Origin of the sequence: Solibacillus faecavium (assembly GCF_014836905.1) — a bacterium.
Lineage (GTDB): Bacteria > Bacillota > Bacilli > Bacillales_A > Planococcaceae > Solibacillus > Solibacillus faecavium.
The window spans coordinates 411,590-428,228 of sequence record NZ_JACSPZ010000004.1 but is presented as its reverse complement, the minus strand read 5'-3'; the positions used below and the strand labels follow the sequence as shown (position 1 = coordinate 428,228).

General features: G+C 36.6%; 18 protein-coding genes and 1 riboswitch. Of the genes, 13 read left to right on the top strand and 5 right to left on the bottom strand.

Annotation, left to right across the window (positions count from 1 at the left end):
- Nucleotides 1–46 precede the first annotated feature (46 nt).
- Both H9635_RS11500 and H9635_RS11495 read left to right on the top strand, forming a co-directional pair.
- On the top strand, nt 47–694 hold the full coding sequence (locus H9635_RS11500) for a hypothetical protein (protein WP_191700423.1): 648 nt from the start codon (nt 47–49) through the stop codon (nt 692–694).
- Between the two features lie 352 nt (nt 695–1,046).
- Entirely contained in the window at nt 1,047–1,484 is a 438-nt protein-coding gene (locus tag H9635_RS11495; protein WP_191700422.1) for a hypothetical protein, read from the top strand.
- Between the two features lie 328 nt (nt 1,485–1,812).
- On the opposite strand, the gene H9635_RS11490 is transcribed toward H9635_RS11495, so the two are convergent.
- Complete coding sequence (locus H9635_RS11490; protein ID WP_191700421.1) at nt 1,813–2,442, bottom strand: hypothetical protein; 630 nt, start codon at nt 2,440–2,442, stop codon at nt 1,813–1,815.
- Nucleotides 2,443–2,637: 195 nt separating this feature from the next.
- Here H9635_RS11490 and H9635_RS11485 point away from each other — a divergent pair, with 195 nt between their 5' ends.
- Nucleotides 2,638–3,828, top strand: coding sequence for a M14 family metallopeptidase (locus H9635_RS11485; protein ID WP_191700420.1), 1,191 nt, complete (start codon nt 2,638–2,640; stop codon nt 3,826–3,828).
- 45 nt (nt 3,829–3,873) lie between these two features.
- On the opposite strand, the gene H9635_RS11480 is transcribed toward H9635_RS11485, so the two are convergent.
- Nucleotides 3,874–4,155, bottom strand: a complete 282-nt coding sequence (locus H9635_RS11480) for a hypothetical protein (protein WP_191700419.1) — start codon at nt 4,153–4,155, stop codon at nt 3,874–3,876.
- A gap of 182 nt (nt 4,156–4,337) precedes the next feature.
- Here H9635_RS11480 and H9635_RS11475 point away from each other — a divergent pair, with 182 nt between their 5' ends.
- Nucleotides 4,338–4,490 (top strand): YpzG family protein, encoded by a 153-nt coding sequence (locus tag H9635_RS11475; protein ID WP_191700418.1) that lies wholly within the window; start codon nt 4,338–4,340, stop codon nt 4,488–4,490.
- A 67-nt stretch (nt 4,491–4,557) separates the two neighbouring features.
- Here the strand turns inward: H9635_RS11475 and H9635_RS11470 are convergent, their stop codons facing one another.
- On the bottom strand, nt 4,558–4,731 hold the full coding sequence (locus tag H9635_RS11470) for a hypothetical protein (protein WP_191700417.1): 174 nt from the start codon (nt 4,729–4,731) through the stop codon (nt 4,558–4,560).
- A gap of 144 nt (nt 4,732–4,875) precedes the next feature.
- Here H9635_RS11470 and H9635_RS11465 point away from each other — a divergent pair, with 144 nt between their 5' ends.
- The gene (locus H9635_RS11465; RefSeq protein ID WP_191700416.1) at nt 4,876–5,079 is read left to right on the top strand and encodes a hypothetical protein; all 204 of its coding nucleotides are present in this window, start codon (nt 4,876–4,878) and stop codon (nt 5,077–5,079) included.
- Between the two features lie 74 nt (nt 5,080–5,153).
- On the opposite strand, the gene H9635_RS11460 is transcribed toward H9635_RS11465, so the two are convergent.
- Complete coding sequence (locus H9635_RS11460; protein ID WP_191700415.1) at nt 5,154–5,594, bottom strand: cell wall hydrolase; 441 nt, start codon at nt 5,592–5,594, stop codon at nt 5,154–5,156.
- 170 nt (nt 5,595–5,764) lie between these two features.
- Between H9635_RS11460 and H9635_RS11455 the strand changes: the two genes are divergently transcribed.
- The 7 genes from H9635_RS11455 (at nt 5,765) to H9635_RS11430 (ending at nt 14,110) form a co-directional block, all read left to right on the top strand.
- Nucleotides 5,765–7,054, top strand: a complete 1,290-nt coding sequence (locus H9635_RS11455) for a LysM peptidoglycan-binding domain-containing protein (RefSeq protein WP_191700466.1) — start codon at nt 5,765–5,767, stop codon at nt 7,052–7,054.
- A 168-nt stretch (nt 7,055–7,222) separates the two neighbouring features.
- Nucleotides 7,223–7,321: riboswitch (TPP riboswitch) on the top strand.
- Between the two features lie 88 nt (nt 7,322–7,409).
- Entirely contained in the window at nt 7,410–8,222 is an 813-nt protein-coding gene (gene thiD / locus H9635_RS11450) for a bifunctional hydroxymethylpyrimidine kinase/phosphomethylpyrimidine kinase (protein ID WP_191700414.1), read from the top strand.
- 178 nt (nt 8,223–8,400) lie between these two features.
- Nucleotides 8,401–10,764 (top strand): bifunctional 2',3'-cyclic-nucleotide 2'-phosphodiesterase/3'-nucleotidase, encoded by a 2,364-nt coding sequence (locus tag H9635_RS11445; RefSeq protein WP_191700413.1) that lies wholly within the window; start codon nt 8,401–8,403, stop codon nt 10,762–10,764.
- A gap of 263 nt (nt 10,765–11,027) precedes the next feature.
- Nucleotides 11,028–11,900: a CAP domain-containing protein gene (locus H9635_RS11440; RefSeq protein WP_191700412.1), complete on the top strand. Its 873-nt coding sequence runs from the start codon at nt 11,028–11,030 to the stop codon at nt 11,898–11,900.
- A 220-nt stretch (nt 11,901–12,120) separates the two neighbouring features.
- On the top strand, nt 12,121–13,032 hold the full coding sequence (locus tag H9635_RS11435) for a glycine betaine ABC transporter substrate-binding protein (RefSeq protein WP_191700411.1): 912 nt from the start codon (nt 12,121–12,123) through the stop codon (nt 13,030–13,032).
- A gap of 169 nt (nt 13,033–13,201) precedes the next feature.
- Nucleotides 13,202–13,327: a hypothetical protein gene (locus H9635_RS19495; protein ID WP_318245205.1), complete on the top strand. Its 126-nt coding sequence runs from the start codon at nt 13,202–13,204 to the stop codon at nt 13,325–13,327.
- A gap of 12 nt (nt 13,328–13,339) precedes the next feature.
- Nucleotides 13,340–14,110 (top strand): glycine betaine ABC transporter substrate-binding protein, encoded by a 771-nt coding sequence (locus H9635_RS11430; protein WP_318245209.1) that lies wholly within the window; start codon nt 13,340–13,342, stop codon nt 14,108–14,110.
- Between the two features lie 77 nt (nt 14,111–14,187).
- Here the strand turns inward: H9635_RS11430 and H9635_RS11425 are convergent, their stop codons facing one another.
- On the bottom strand, nt 14,188–15,087 hold the full coding sequence (locus H9635_RS11425) for a MerR family transcriptional regulator (protein ID WP_191700410.1): 900 nt from the start codon (nt 15,085–15,087) through the stop codon (nt 14,188–14,190).
- Between the two features lie 189 nt (nt 15,088–15,276).
- On the opposite strand from H9635_RS11425, the gene H9635_RS11420 reads away from it, so the two are divergent.
- On the top strand, nt 15,277–16,584 hold the full coding sequence (locus H9635_RS11420; RefSeq protein ID WP_225231259.1) for a globin-coupled sensor protein: 1,308 nt from the start codon (nt 15,277–15,279) through the stop codon (nt 16,582–16,584).
- Nucleotides 16,585–16,639: the final 55 nt, after the last annotated feature.

Sequence of the window (16,639 nt, the reverse complement as noted above, 5' to 3'; positions counted from 1 at the left end):
AAAAAATGAAATTTCAAATAATAACAAAAAAGTAACAGGAGGTAGTATGAAAAATATTAGAGGTCTTTTAATTTTAGTCTTAGGGTTGCTAATGCTTTACGGCTGTAACGAGAATAAAATGGAACCGGTTACTATATATAGCAATAACGGAAAAATCAGTAAAGACAAAGAAACTGAAAAGGAAACCGAAAAAGAATTATTAGCATTGACAGAAGAGATATTCTCCCTGTTAAAGGAGTCTAACTACGAAAAAATAGCTGAAAAGGTTGATCCAGAACATGGAGTTACCTTTGCTTTCTATGCGGATTTTGGTAACCCCGAAGGCTATGGAGGGGAATATGTAAACTTAACAAAGCAGGAGATAAGTAAAAGTAATGAGACAAGATATTTATGGGGAGCAGATGAATCAGATAAAGAATTTGAAATGTCCCTAGATGAATATGTTCATCAGTTCCTCTTACGAAGCTGGGGAAGAAGAGAAGTAGATTATAGTATTATTACGTTCAATGAACCGGCAGAGAATTTTGTAGGTGTTTTTAATACCATCCATGAATATTACCCAGATGCTAAATACGTAGAATACTATTCGCCTGGAGAATCCGAGCATTTGTTCCAATCACTGCGGTTTATCTACCAAAAAAGAGATGGCAAATGGTATCTTATAGGAATAGCTCGTGATGTAGCTAGCGTATGATAAATTAAGCGGTTAATAAGAAAAGCCTACAATATTTGAAAGGGACCTCCAGATAAATCACTAATAATTAACGAAATATAATAATTGGTTTTGATTCGTGTAATGATACAATAACAGCAACTTAATACTTGTAAAAAAATTTAATGCAAATATATATAGAATGGAGCGTTTATTAAGTGTTTTTTTTATTATTTGGACTAGTAGTCATAATAACTATTACCATGCTATCAATTGAAAGAGTATTAAAAGATATACGTTCACAGAACAAAAAGATTATTAGACTTTTGTCAAAAAATTATGAGAACCATAACGAAGCTACAAAATAAAAAACAAATAAAATAGGAGATGTTAAATGGCCAAGAAGAAGGAGAAAAGTCCGTTGTGGGAAATCTTACTAAATATGGTGTTAACGGTATTTGTACTAGGTATGGTATTTTACACATTCTATTACATTGACCAAGAGAGTAGAAGTGAAGAAGCCATCGAAAGGAAGACTGAAAAGAAGTTCAATGAATTTGTTGAAGGCTTAAAGTTAGGAAGTGTTTACGAGTTAGTTATGGATGGCAATGCTATTCTGGCTGTAACTATCAACGCTACGACTTATAAATCTAATATCATTACTATAGAAGAGTACCCTGACTACATAGACCAAGATAGGGTATTGAATAATGTAGCCCCTACCCAAGTTCATTATAAAGTAAATGATCTTAGTGACAGTATTGTTATTTACTACCCTGGAGACATCTTTGACTTCATTGAAAAGTTCAAGGATTCCGACAAAGGGAAGTAAAACAAAAGCCGAAATCGCCAAGAAAGCGAATTCGGCTTATTTGTGCACAACAATAGCTGCCTGGTGGAGCCACAGACGGTCATGAATCGGCATACCTAAACCATGATCCAGGATTTGAATAAGCTTTATCATTTGAACATTGAGCTTTAAAAGTTAAGAGCTTTGAAATTTGATATTTCAGTTTTGACCTTTATGCTTTGAACTTTTCTATTAAAAATTCATCTATTAATTGTAGGTTGAGTGACTGTTTGGTTGTTTCAACTCGCACACAGTCAAAGCACGAGCGCCGATCCGTTTACTGTTTTCGCTACGCTATGCAAATTATTAGTTAGATCTCAATAAATGTTGTGGCGTTTGATTCTGATAATACAGCGTCTACTTCTGACTCAAATTCCTCGATTTTTGCTGCAAGCTCGTCAATGGTTTTCTTTACTTGCATCGGGTCGATCAATTCATATTCATTGCGCTTCATAAAAGTATCGGTATGAAGCTTCACTTCGTCTGAGGATGATTGCTTTTCCTTGCTGCCCAAAATATTAATCAGGTAATTTTCAAGCTTTTCTGGAAGGGCCTCATTTGCAGTTGTTACTTCGTCGATTGCTTCAAAATATTGGCGGCGTAGATGATTCAGTAAATCCTTCTCATATGCAATTGATTGTTTACGTTCAATTGCTTCAGCCACTGTCATTTCATTTGCTCCAATTTTAACGATTGTTTTAGCATTTGATTCAACAACGAGTGCCTTTAGTTTATTGCGGTATTGAATAAGGCTTGTGACTTTGTCATACGAACCTTGCATTTCTTTTTTGTATTCATCAATTGACATGCCTTCAATTTTTTCGTTGCTTTTTCGGTTTGCTCGAGCCAGCACTACGCGGTACGTAGCCGATTGGATCCGTTCACCAAGCATTTTTAACTCAGATAGTGCACGATGCAGCGATATTCTTTTCGTCTCCATGATGAACCTCCATACAATAAGAATTTAGTAGATTCTACTATAACATAATGCTGCTCTCAATTTCACTATATAGGGAAATATTAGGGGATAAAGAAAGCGATTGAAGATAATAAACCGTTTTCTCGAACTGTGTTAATAATCATTCCCCACATTCATATACTTTTCTATTGATTATTTTATAGAGGGAGGAGCTTTGTGGAAATTTTTGTTAGACCGGGTGATTCTTTTTGGTATTATAGCCAAGTTTTTAATCTTCCTTATCAGCTAATTATTGATTCAAATCGTAATTTAAATGCACAGGCGCTAATCCCGAACCAACCTGTCCAGATTCCCGGTTATGTAACAAATCCATATACGGTTCAACCGGGAGATAGCGTTTGGTCGATTGCACAAAGAATTAATTTGCCGATGGATGCGATTTTTCTGGTTAATCCACGTATCAGTCCATATGTAATTCAAGTCGGTACCCAATTACTATTACCTGTTCGTGTAACATGGCTAGTTGTAAATGGTAAACAAAATTATGATTACAGCACGATGGTACAGGATATTCGTACTTTGCAGGCAATCTACCCATTCCTAGTAAATGAGCCGATTGGAAATTCTGTATTAGAAAAAGAAATTCCAGGACTCACGATTGGAAAAGGGCAGAAACGTGTCCATTTTAATGCATCATTTCATGCAAATGAGTGGATTACAACACCGATTGTTATGACGTTTCTTAATGAGTACCTACTGTCGCTAACGAATAATGGTTCAATACGAGGGCTTTATACATTGCCATTGTATAATCAAACAAGTTTAAATATCGTGCCAATGGTAAATCCGGATGGAGTGGATTTAGTACTGAACGGACTTCCGGAAGATGCAACAATCCGCAATAATTTAATCGAATGGAATGGGGGGAGTACGGATTTCTCTGGTTGGAAAGCAAACATTAATGGGGTTGATTTGAATGACCAGTTTCCTGCTGAATGGGAACTGGAAAGAGAAAGAAATCCGAAAACACCAGGTCCACGCGATTATGGTGGGGAAAGTCCGCTATCTCAACCAGAGTCCATTGCAATGGCCGAGCTAACGGTTGAACGGGATTTCGCGCGCGTATTGGCGTTCCATACACAAGGGCAAGTTATTTTTTGGGGGTTTATGGGATTAGAACCTCCTGAAACAGAACAGCTTGTCAACGAGTTTTCCAGGGTTAGTGGATATGAGCCGATACAGACAATCGAAAGCTATGCTGGTTATAAAGATTGGTTTATTCAAGACTGGCGTCGCCCAGGTTTCACAGTAGAACTAGGTCTTGGAACGAACCCTTTACCAATCAGCCAGTTTGGTGAAATTTATGAAGAAGCATTAGGGATTTTCTTAAGTGCACTTTATATGTAAATGAAATCCCCCCGTTACCACTTGTGATGGAACGGGGGGATACTTTTATGAATTTAAGTTTTCATCAATTTCCAGGATGTTTTGCTTTAGTTCATCTAGTTTGGATTTATTTTGCTCAACAATATCCATATGTTCCTGTTTTTGTTCTGCATTGGCAAGTGCATTTTCGGTACGCTCCAATGAATTGAATGCATGTTCTACTGCAAATTCTTCTGGGTGGGACATTGCCTGTTTTACTGCTCGCTCTGTTCTTTCAACTGAGTTGGATAGTAAACTAATCGGGTGATTTTGTTTCCAGCTAGGTGTGCCTGAACTTTTTTTAGCCACTGTTCCTCATCCTTTCCGTCTTCGGGACTGTTTTCACTGTTAGTATTGATCCTGACGAGTAATCCATCCGTCAAAAAAATTGCCAGTAAATGAATTCAAAAAGGACTTTGCTTTAAGAATAAATGAAGTAATTCGTACCATACTAATTTGGATTTCACTTTAAACATAGGGAGGCGGAACGAATGAGCAAAAAGGGTGCATTAGATCCGAAATCTCAAAAAATCCACCAAAACTGGACAAGAAATAAGCATCAGAAATCTCAAGTTAATGGTCAAACAGAGGTTACTCTGCAAAACCAAATATTGAGAATTAATGCGAAAGCTAAACAGTTCTAACCTTTGTTAAGAGGTAAATCAGGCCTTCACCAACAGTAGTATTCTGTTGTGAAGGCCCTTTTACTTTTTACTTATAATTTTTTGCAGTGTTACTTTTACCCTTTTCTACAAGGCGATGTAGTTCATTTAATTCATTTGCGATTTCTTCTCTCATTTTGTTTGGAGCAATTTTTTCATTCTTAGGTGTTTGAGGTAACGACCTCTTATTAGTTCCTTTGCTTGTGCTGTCGTCTCTGCCCATTTCGTATTCTCCTTTCGATTGGATTCCTTCTTAATATGGCATGAGATCAGTTTTTTATCACAAAAAGTAGGGAAGTAAACGAAGATGGAAAAAGGCATAAAACCCCCAATACTGAGCACATTAAATCAGTAGGAGGTGGAGAAAATGAGCAAAAACAACAAAAAGACATTGAATGAAAGAACACATAATCCTTTTGCTACTTATAAAGAACTGCATCATAACAAAACAAGTCATGATCGAAATCCAGAAGACAATGTAGCTGAATTTGCAGAAGAATTTGATTCCAAACTAAAAAATAAAAACAATAAAACAAATCATGACAAAAATCAGCAGTCCAACAAAAAATAGTTAATCTTGATTTTCTTTTCAAATAAAAAAGAGCCTTAATTAAAGGCTCTTTAATAATATGGAGAAAGGTAAAACTATCCCATATATACACTTTCACATGTTCCGGCTACAGGCTCGTAAAAACAATGTTGTTTAAATTGCCCTGTAAATGGTTGCCCATACCATGTAGGAGGACATTCCCCTGAAGGATTAAAATACCAGAGGGCATATTTTGCTGGATGGTCTCTCCAAAAATCTAATGTTTGCCTTGCCAAACGTTGTTCAGTAGGTCTTGCGCGCTGATAAAACATATTTCCTTTTTGAACTGCTTCAAAAGAATAGTTATTTCCCTGAACTTGAAAAATAACCTGCTCTACTGTTCTGACGTCTCTAAAGTCTAAACAATCCGCGACAACTCGATTTACAATTACATTCCCAACATATAACATCCCTTGCTTGCCTTCACCTTCAGCCTCAGCTCGCATCATTCTTGCCATCAAATCGACATCTGCATCTCGGTACTTAACTCTTGGCATTTTTTCACCTCACATTTATAGTATGAAAAAGTTTGCTAGGATGCGCATATCTTAATTAGTTTTGTATAAAAATTATTTCAAAAAGTGCTCTTATTCATTTATGACTTTTTCTCTCGCATTAATAGAGCATTAAGTTCATAAATTAGTATATAGAAAAAGGAGGACCGACAATTCAAATTCATGTTGTACAGCCAGGAGAATCGCTATGGGGAATTGCGCAAGCTTATGGAACGACGATACAGAATATTGTAGATGCCAATCAAATTCCTGAGCCTAATCGCTTAGTTGTAGGGCAAGCGCTTGTGGTTCCAGTAAATGGTCAATATTATATTGTTCAACCAGGGGATAGCTTATGGTCAATAGGACAACGTTTTAACGTGAATTATTTGACACTTGCACAAGTAAATGGTTTATCTCCTAACGCGTTATTAATGATAGGAACACGTTTATATATTCCACCCGCTGCGAAAACATCTGCTGAAATTTTTGCTTATGTTGAACCAAGAGGCGACGAAGTAAGTGAGCTACTAGTAAATCAAGTTCGTGAAACGAGTCCCTATTTAACGTATTTAGCCCTATTCAGCTATGAAGCAGGACGGGATGGTTCAATAAAGGCACCAGTAATTGAACCATTACCTAGTTTGGCGGCAGAAAATAATGCGAGTATTGCAATGGCGATAACGAATTTAGAAGATTATCAGTTCAGTAGTGAGCTAGCACGTGATATTTTTCAAAGTAAAGCAGTACAAAACTTACTTTTTGACAATATTATTGCAGAAGCAAAAAGAATTGGGAATGTTTCGGATATCCATTTTGATTTTGAGAGAATACCAGGTGACCAAAGGGAAGCCTATAATAATTTCTTGAGAAGCGCGGTAGAGCGTATGCATGCTGAAGGTTATACAGTTTCCACAGCACTGGCGCCAAAATCGAGTGCGAATCAGCCAGGTGAATGGACGGTCGGTCATGATTATAGAGCTCATGGGGAAATAGTAGATTTTGTTATGCTAATGACATATGAGTGGGGGTATTCAGCAGGACCTCCTCTGGCTGTCTCCCCGCTCCCTCAAGTTGAACAAGTAGTTCAGTATGCTTTAACGGAAATTCCGGCAAATAAAATTTTACTTGGGCAAAATTTGTATGGGTATGATTGGACGTTACCTTTTGTGCAAGGGGGAGAATATGCAGAAGCATTAAGTCCACAGCGTGCAATTGAAATAGCCAAACGTTATAATGCAGCCATTCAATATGACTATACCGCACAGGCACCTTACTTTAACTATTATGATGAGCAAGGACGTTCACATATTGTATGGTTTGAAGATGCACGTTCCATTCAGGCAAAATTTAATCTAGTAAAAAGACTGAATTTACGGGGTGTCGGTTACTGGAAACTTGGTTTACCTTTCCCCCAAAACTGGCAACTTATCGGTTCAAACTTTAATGTCGTTAAGAAATAAAAAAGGAATAAATAAAAACTCAGATGAAATGCTTATAGCTCATCTGAGTTTTTATAAGTGATGTGGCAATTTACAATCGTACTTCGTATTAGAAAGTATATTATGAATCTGAAAATTTACCATTTACTTGCTATGTAAATTTTATTCTGATACACTCGACGTAATTAAATGCATTTGCAGGGGGACACATTTGTGTTGAGAAGGTTAAAACCTGACCCTTAGAACCTGACCGTTAATACGGACGTAGGGAGCAAAGTACAATTATACATATGTACTTACTAAGACCCCGCGTATTTTACGTGGGGTCTTTCTTTTGCAGTGTCACTTAATAATATTTTTATTAGGAGTGGTAAAAATGATTGCATGTACTATAGCAGGATCCGATAGTGGGGGCGGGGCTGGAATCCAAGCTGATTTAAAAACCTTTCAAGAGCTTCGAGTATTCGGTACATCAGTGATTACAGCTTTAACGGCTCAAAATACAAAAGGGGTGCATGGAATCTATCCTGCTACTGCTGATTTTGTAAAGGATCAATTAAATGCGGTAATCGATGATTTTGATTTAAAAGCTGTTAAAACAGGTATGCTGTTTAATGCAGAGATTGTAGAAACAATTGTCTCGGTAATGGAATCAAAAGAAATACCACTTATTGTAGATCCAGTAATGATTGCAAAAGGCGGTGCTAGCTTACTCAAAGAGCAAGCAACAATAGCTTTAAAGGAAAAACTACTTCCGGTTGCTACGGTTTGTACACCGAATATACCCGAAGCAGAAGTATTGACCGGGCTAACGATCAAAACCGAGGAGGAAATTGAGCTTGCAGGGGAATATTTATTAAATTTAGGTATGCAATGTGTAGTGATAAAAGGTGGTCATTTAGCGGGTAAGCATGCGATTGACACGGTGTTTATTCGAGGGGAAAAGCCTTTTAAAATGAAAACAGATAGACTGAAAACAATTCATACACATGGAACAGGGTGTACATTTTCAGCAGCAATTACTGCAGAAATTGCGAAAGGGAAGCCATTAAAAACAGCGATCATTGAAGCAAAAAAGTTTGTCCAATTAGCAATTCGTTACCCACTGAATATTGGTCATGGATTTGGTCCTACAAACCATTTTGCCTACCAGGAGCACCGAGGAATTTGCGATGTGCAAGTAATTTAATTAATTTATTGAGTAAATTGTACCCGTTTCTTGAAGTGAATAGTTTGTGGCATTTTTTTAACTCTCAAAAAGTACTACTTGCCTAGATATAGTAATGTATCAATTTGCTCTTTTCTACTATTCTGGCAATTTAGTATGATGGACTTGTTGAACAATTTAGATAATAGGAGTGAAAAAAATGTGGAAAAAACTTTCTGCTTCGGCCCTTACATTAACACTTTTAACTAGTGGAATGGCTGGGGTATCAGCGGCATCTACTTCCAACAATGAAGAAATGACACGCGGAGATTTTGTGAAGGCAGTCATTGATGCATTAGGGGTAGAAGTAGGTTCTGGACAATCCGTTAAATTTAAGGACGTACCCGATTCACTGAAGCCATATATTGAAAAGGCTGTGGAACTAAAGTTAATTAAAGGTAAAACACCGACACAATTTGCACCAAATGAAAAATTGACACGCACACATGCCTTCCTTATTGCAGCTAGGGGTATACAGGATGAAAAACAATATTCCGAAAATGTATTAAATCAATTTAAAGATGCGAATAAAATTGGATCTGGGAATCGTCAAGAGATGGCAAAGGCAGTAGAGTTAGGCTTATTAACAGGCTTTGAAGACGGGACGATCAAACCGAATAAGTTTGTCACGAAAATGCAAATGCAAAAGATTCTGCAGCGGTTTTTAGCGGAATATAACCCAGTTGAAGCAAATACGACCGTGGCATTGCGCATTTTAGGTACGACGGATATTCATACTAATATTATGAACTATGATTATTATAAAGATGCGCCAACGAATAGTTTAGGCTTGGCAAAAACTGCGCTGCTCATCGAAAAAGCCCGTGAGGAAAACCCGAATACGGTATTATTTGATAATGGAGATGCCATTCAAGGAACGCCTCTTGGCTCTTACATTCAATCCGTGAAAAAATTAAAAGAAGGAGAAGTCCATCCTTCTATTGCATCAATGATTGCGCTAGATTATGATGCAGCGACTTATGGCAATCATGAATTTAATTACGGTTTAGAATTTATTGATGAAGTAACAGATGATGCACCATTCCCGTATGTTAATGCGAATGTACGAAATGCTTTGACGAAGGAATTAATGTATGAACCGTATGTCATGATTGAAAAAGAAGTACTTGATTCTACAGGAAAAAGTACGATGATTAAAATTGGTGTAACAGGCATTGTCCCTCCACAAATTTTAAAATGGGATAAAGCAAATTTAGAAGGAAAAGTAACGGTAGATGATTCTGTAGAAGCGGTAAAAACAATCGTTCCAGAGATGAAGAAAGCTGGCGCGGATGTAGTAGTTGTACTGTCGCACTCAGGTATGGGTGATGATACACATGAAATCGGTGAGGAAGATGTATCCTATCTATTAACAAAAATCAGCGATGTAGATGCGGTTATAACAGGACATGCCCATGATGTATTCCCAGGAAAAGTAGATAGCACTTTACCGAATGTGGATATTGATAATGGAACAATGAACGGTATACCTATCGTAATGGCAGGTAAATTTGGTAGCCATCTAGGAGTAATTGATTTAGAGCTTGAGAAAAAAGCTGAGTCTTGGGATGTGATTTCAGGAACAGGTGCCGTGCGTGAAATTGCAAAAGATAATGAAAATGTAAGCAGTGCAGTTGTGGAAAGCGTAAAAGAAGCCCATGAAGGGACAATTGATTATGTGCGTCAGGCAGTAGGAACAACTACAGCAAATATACATAGTTATTTCTCACAAGTGCAGGATGATCCTTCCATTCAAATTGTAACAAATGCCCAAGCGATTTATGTAAAAGATAAAATTAAAGGAACACCATTTGAAAGTCTACCTGTATTATCAGCGGGTGCGCCATTTAAAGCAGGAACGAGAAGTGATCCAGAGTACTACACATTCGTACCAAAAGGTGAGTTGGCAATTAAGAATGTTGCAGACCTATATTTATATGACAATACATTAGCTATGTTAAAAGTGACAGGTGCTGATGTGAAAGAATGGCTTGAAATGTCTGCTGGTCAATTCCACCAAATCGATATAAATAAAGAAGATGAACAACAACTAATTAATGCTGAGTACAGATCATATAACTATGATGTCATTGATGGCGTCACTTATGAAATTGATGTAACACAACCAGCCAAATATGATGCTAGTGGAAATATAGTTAATGAAAAGGCTTCCCGCATTGTAAACTTACAATATGATGGAAAGCCGATCGATTTATCACAGGAGTTCATTGTAGCGACAAATAACTATCGTGCGAATGGAACATTCCCAGGTGTACGAAACGCGACTGCAGTTGAAGTTTATCCAGATGAAAACCGTCAAGCAATCATCGACTATATTTTAGCTGAAAAAACAATTGATCCAAGTGCAGATGGTAACTGGAAATTTGCTGCGTTTCCAGGAAACGTGAAAGTGGTATTTGAATCGTCGAAAAAAGCAGTCGATGTGTTAGATGAAAATAGTAAAATTCATTATATTGGTGAAGGTACAGATGGTTTTGGAAAATATGGATTAAAAACTAACTAAAAATTTTAAAAGTAGAAGTTCCTCACACAAAGAGAAACTTCTGCTTTTTTGTTTATGGGTGTATAGAATCGGAGAATTAGAATTTTGTCAACACCATATGGAATGAAAGTTTCGGAGTTAGTGGTAACTATTGGTCAACTTTTATATTACAAAACACCATTTTAATAGCATTCGTAATTCGCAATGGGTATCGTTCCAAATTATTGGTGAAAAAATTTAATAAAAAGTATTTTACGATAGGGGTACGAAAGGAGGCGTACAAAATGAAAAAAAGCTTTATCACATTTTGTGCATTTGCACTTTTAGCTACTCAAGCTCCAGCAGCTAACGCAGCATCATCAACTGGAGGAGAGGTAACACCACAATATAAATCTACTCAAAATTATGAATATAAAAAGATAGCATCTAATAAATATTTTAATAATGGGAACTCGGTGTTTAACTTTATTGAGATTAAAAATGATCATTTTAAAGATGGAAAAATTTCAATTAAAATTAAAAAAGTTAAAAAGTCTGTTTCCAATAAAAATGAAAAAGGTACTGTTGAAGAGGTGCCAGTTGAACAACTAAAAGCTCCAGTGAAGGAAGCAACACCAGAACAACCAAAAGCTCCAGTGAAGGAAGCAACACCAGAACAGCCAATAACGCCAGTGAAGGAAGTAGCACCAGAACAACCAAAAGCAACTGAAACAACACAAACGTCGACTCAGTCACCTGCAAAACAACCAACAAACACTGTAGCATCTAATTCATCGGACATAGATGCAATGGAAGCGGCAGTTGTAGAATTAACAAATGCTGAGCGTGTAAAGGCCGGTTTACAACCATTTCAAACGCATGCACCATTAATGGCGGCAGCACGTGAAAAATCACAAGATATGAAAGATAAAAATTATTTCTCTCATACAAGTCCAACTTACGGTAGTCCATTTGATCGTTTGAAAGCACTAGGCATTAGCTATAAGGCAGCTGGTGAGAATATCGCCAAAGGTCAACGTACAGCACAGGAAGTTGTTACAGCTTGGATGAATTCTGAAGGTCACCGTGCAAATATTTTAAATGCAAACTTTACACATATCGGTGTTGGGTATGTGAAGGACGGTAATATTTGGACGCAACAATTCATTAAACAATAATAGTTATTTATAGAAGCATCTCCATGACTGAGCAAATCAATCATGGAGATGCTTCTTTTTTTATACAATATACTGCTTAGTCATCTAGATAACAGCGCGTTGCCAAAAAAATAAGCCTGTATAGAGTACTCGTTTGACATTAGTAACAACCTCTTGTTAGAATTGGGTTGTTGCTTTTGAAGGAGTAGACGAAATTATATTTTTGGAGTTGATATTTAAGATGAAAAAATTTAAAACCTTTGGGATGACTTTAGGGGTTTCTTCAGCACTTCTTTTGGCTGCGTGCGGAGATGATACTAATGGTAGCGGTAGTGAAAACGGAGATAACAATAACCTTAGTGAACAAGTAGACTATACGATAGTCGGAGTTGAACCTGGCGCTGGATTGACAGGTCTATCACAAAATGTATTAGATGAATACGAAAATCTGGAAGGATGGACATTGCAGGAAAGTTCAACTGCAGGAATGCTTGGAACTTTAGAACAGGCAATTCGTAACGAAGAGCCAGTCATTGTGACAGGCTGGACACCGCACTGGAAATTCTCTGCCTATGACTTAAAAATTCTTGAAGACCCTAAAGGTGTTTTAGGTGGAGCGGAAAATATTCAAACACTTGCAAGAAAAGGGTTGGAAGAAGACTTGCCGGATGTGTATACAGTAATGGATCGTTTCTATTGGGAGCCGGAAGATATGGAGCAAGTGATGTATGATGCACAAGATAGTGGTGATTTTGATGCAGCTGCAGCTCTTTGGATTGAGAACAACGAAGAAAAAGTAAGTGAATGGACAAAAGATATCGCCCAAGCTGATGGTGAGAAGGTTAAAATCATTTCTACTCCTTGGGATTCTGAATTTGCATCAAGCAGTGTAGTCAAACTTGTCCTTGAAGGATTAGGATATGAAGTTGAAGTTACACCGGTTGATCCTGCAATTATGTTCCAAGCAATTGCAACAGGTGAAGGGGATGTCACTGTAGCACCATGGTTACCATCAACTCACAACGCTTTTTATGAAAAACATAAAGACGATATTGTAGATTTAGGCGAAAACTTAGAAGGTACACAAAATGGATTCGTTGTACCGTCTTATGTAGATATTGATTCAATTGAGGATTTAGAGCCGAAAGAATAACAAACTATTAGAGAGTTTCTAATTTAAATAATACTTGTGTAGAAGCTTTGAAATCTACACAAGTATTATTTAATAAGTTAGAAGTACATATAAGACAATAGGACAACAATAACGAAATAATGTTAACTCTTTTAAAATAGATACATAGATATTAAGGAGATGTTATTCGATGAAGAAATTTAAATCGTTTGGTTTAACACTAGGAATTACTTCCGCTTTATTTTTAGCAGCATGTGGAGATGACGCGGGTAATAGTGAAAATACAAAAGAAGATTCTGCTAGTATCAGTGAATAAGTAGACTATACAATAATTGGAATTGAGCCGGGCGCTGGGTTAACAGGTCTTACATACGATGCACTAGAACAATATGAAAATTTAGAAGGGTGGACATTACAGGAAAGCTCAACAGCAGGTATGATTGGTACTTTAGATCAAGCAATTCGTAATGAGGAACCCGTTATTGTCACAGGTTGGAAACCACACTGGAAATTTTCTGCTTATGATTTAAAAATACTGGAAGACCCTAAAGGTGCATTAGGTGGAGAAGAGTATACTAATACACTCGTTAGAAAAGGGCTAGAGCAAGACTTGCCGGATGTCTATACTGTACTTGACCGATTTTATTGGGAACCGGAAGATGTTGAACAAGTAATGCTTGACGCTACAAATAGTGATTTTGATTCAGCAGTTGCGGAGTGGATTAAAAATAATGAAGCTAAAGTGAATGAATGGACAGAGGGGATTGCACAGGGCAATGGCGAGGAATTAAAATTAGTTACAACTACTTGGGATTCTGAATTAGCTTCTAGCAGTGTCATGGAGCAAGTAATTACTGAATTAGGTTACAAAGTAGATGTTATTCCTGTAGATCCAGCTATAATGTTCCAAGCAATTGCTACAGGAGAAGGAGATGCTTCTCTTTCAGCTGCATTACCAACAACACACCAAGCCTTTTATGATAAGCATAAGAAAAATATAGACGATTTGGGAGAAAACTTAAAAGGTACCCAAAATGGATTCGTTGTACCGTCTTATGTAGATATTGATTCAATTGAGGATTTAGAACCGAAAGAATAACAACTAAATAACTTTAAATATCTACAGCCTGTTATTAAAAATAACGGGCTGTATTTTTTGTTTGTGGATAAAAGGGATTATTTTTTGCCCTTCAGTATGTCATTTATATTTGCTACGACAGCTATTGAATTAGTGGAGTTACTTTTTAAATGCTCAAGTGCACCAGCTCCCCCTATATAGAAACGAATTGAGGGATGCTTTGCCGCAAACTCATCTAACCTCTGAATAATATCTGGGTGAAGCACAAATGGTATTGTCGTAATTGCAGAAAGGAGAACGACTTTCGGCTGCAGTTGGGTAACGAGTGCTTCGATTGTACCGGTTGCAGGAGAGCTCCCCACAAGAAAGGCGCGCCAACCATTTATCATTGCCTGTAGCATTAAAATATGAAGAGGCACTTCATGGTATTCTCCAGGCAAGCAGGCACACATTAGAAGGGGTGCATCCTCATGGCAATAATAATTTCTACGTATCTGAACTAAATAATCTCGTATAACCATGGTGGCAACGGATTCCTGATCCTCTGTCCATTCATTATTCTCCCACCGAGTTCCAACCTCTCGTAGAAATGGTATAACAACAGAGGAAAGGAATTTTTCCAAGCCTAAAATATGTGTAGCTTGATGGAGAATTCGATTTATTTCAGACTCATTGCATGTCTCTCCGTAATGCAATAAATATTTAGTATATTCATTCATCTCTTCTTCCGTACAAACGGGTAAATTTTCATTATTTAACTGTTGCTGACGGATTTTTAATACAGCCTGTTTAATGGAATAGCCTTGTAAAGAAAGGTTGCGCACTTTTAAAAATTGCTGTAAATCGTCCTCAGAATAGACGCGGTGCCCATTTTCCAAACGTTTAGGCTGGACTAATTGGTAGCGTTCTTCCCATTTTCGTATAACCTGTTTAGAAAGTTGTGTAATTTCAGATACTTGCGTGATGTTATACTGCCAACTTGAAGATTGTGAAACCATTATGTACCCTCCTTTCTGTTAGAAATAGTTACCATCAGTTCTAATCCATAAAAATTATATAGATATGATTATACTATAAATTTCAAAACTTTATACAAGTTTTGTATAGTTTAGGCTAAAATATAAAAAAATTGACAATAATAGAAGGTTAATGTTATACAAAGATTATACAAATAAGGGGTGGATACTTTGGCAATATGGTGGAAACAAAAAGTGGATAACGGTAAAGCAGTTCAACTCGCACAATTACAAAATTTTAGGCCAATTATGAATTTTACGAATAGACCTGACTTGGAACTACAAATGAAATTAATTGGGATTCATGAAGAAAATTTACGGCAAATCAAGTCATATCAGCCTTATATAGCAGAAGGCGTTTCAACAATTACGGATGTATTTTATGAAAGTGTTCTGGCTATACCGTCCCTAAGGAAAATTATAGAGGAACGAACAAAAATCGATCGTTTAAAGAAGATGTTGGATGTCTATATTGTTTCTATGTTCGATGGAATATTTAATGATGAGACAATTGAAGCTAAAAGGAAGCTAGCAAGTATACATTTTAAAATTGGATTAGATCCAAAATGGTATATGGGGACGTTTCAAAAACTGCAGGAAGCAATGTATACATTGATTTGTAAAGATATATCAGATTTTACGCTAAGAGAACAAATTAATTTAAATATTTCCAAGCTTATTAATCTAGAAATGCAAATAGTTTTAGAAGAATATGAAAAGGAAAATATAAATCTTCGAAATGAACAATATAATATTGTAAAGCAGGAACTAAAGGGTAATCTCTCTTCTATTATTCAAAACCTTGCAGATTTAACGGAAGAAACAAACAAATCAATTGAACAAGTTAACAATCATACATCACAAATTAGTCATACAATAGAGTCGAATGTAGAGATTGTACTGCACATTCATGAAGACGCAATGGCTGGAAAACAAGATGTAACTCAACTAGAAAAAGAGATGCTAGAGATTAAAAACAGTACTTTGGAAATGAGCCGTTTAATCGGCCATTTAAAAGTTTCATCAGAGCAAATTATAAATATTGTATCATTAGTAAGAAATATTGCAGATCAGACGAATTTGCTCGCCTTAAATGCCTCGATAGAAGCAGCAAGAGCAGGCGAACATGGGAAAGGGTTTGCAGTGGTAGCTCAGGAAGTTCGCAAATTAGCGGAGCAATCAAAAAATTCGGTAGAAAATATTACTGATTTAATTCAAAAAACAACTTCTCTAACTACAACAGCGGTGAATATGATTGAAGATGTACAATTAAGGGTCGATTCGGGATTGGATGTTTCGGTTAATACTCAAACAAAATTTCAGCAGATTTTGAAAGCAATTGACCAAAATGAAAAGCAAATTAAACAAGTAGCATTTGATATTTTGGATTTAAGTAGTGTCATTGGGAATATTGGGCATGAAACTAGGGACGTAGCAAGTACAGCAGACCAGTTGTATAAAATGACTACACATTTATAATAATGTCATATAGTTATCTAAAGATTAAGGCTGTGTTAAACGTCAATTTTAACGT

What these genes read in the sequence shown, in the direction of transcription:
- H9635_RS11500 (WP_191700423.1), top strand. Translation starts at nt 47, where the DNA reads ATGAAAAATATTAGAGGTCTTTTAATTTTAGTCTTAGGGTTGCTAATG.
- thiD (WP_191700414.1), top strand. Translation starts at nt 7,410, where the DNA reads ATGATTGCATGTACTATAGCAGGATCCGATAGTGGGGGCGGGGCTGGA.
- H9635_RS11425 (WP_191700410.1), bottom strand. Translation starts at nt 15,087, where the DNA reads ATGGTTTCACAATCTTCAAGTTGGCAGTATAACATCACGCAAGTATCT.
- H9635_RS11470 (WP_191700417.1), bottom strand. Translation starts at nt 4,731, where the DNA reads ATGGGCAGAGACGACAGCACAAGCAAAGGAACTAATAAGAGGTCGTTA.
- H9635_RS11475 (WP_191700418.1), top strand. Translation starts at nt 4,338, where the DNA reads ATGAGCAAAAAGGGTGCATTAGATCCGAAATCTCAAAAAATCCACCAA.
- H9635_RS11445 (WP_191700413.1), top strand. Translation starts at nt 8,401, where the DNA reads ATGTGGAAAAAACTTTCTGCTTCGGCCCTTACATTAACACTTTTAACT.
- H9635_RS11465 (WP_191700416.1), top strand. Translation starts at nt 4,876, where the DNA reads ATGAGCAAAAACAACAAAAAGACATTGAATGAAAGAACACATAATCCT.
- H9635_RS11495 (WP_191700422.1), top strand. Translation starts at nt 1,047, where the DNA reads ATGGCCAAGAAGAAGGAGAAAAGTCCGTTGTGGGAAATCTTACTAAAT.
- H9635_RS11440 (WP_191700412.1), top strand. Translation starts at nt 11,028, where the DNA reads ATGAAAAAAAGCTTTATCACATTTTGTGCATTTGCACTTTTAGCTACT.
- H9635_RS11435 (WP_191700411.1), top strand. Translation starts at nt 12,121, where the DNA reads ATGAAAAAATTTAAAACCTTTGGGATGACTTTAGGGGTTTCTTCAGCA.
- H9635_RS19495 (WP_318245205.1), top strand. Translation starts at nt 13,202, where the DNA reads ATGAAGAAATTTAAATCGTTTGGTTTAACACTAGGAATTACTTCCGCT.
- H9635_RS11460 (WP_191700415.1), bottom strand. Translation starts at nt 5,594, where the DNA reads ATGCCAAGAGTTAAGTACCGAGATGCAGATGTCGATTTGATGGCAAGA.
- H9635_RS11490 (WP_191700421.1), bottom strand. Translation starts at nt 2,442, where the DNA reads ATGGAGACGAAAAGAATATCGCTGCATCGTGCACTATCTGAGTTAAAA.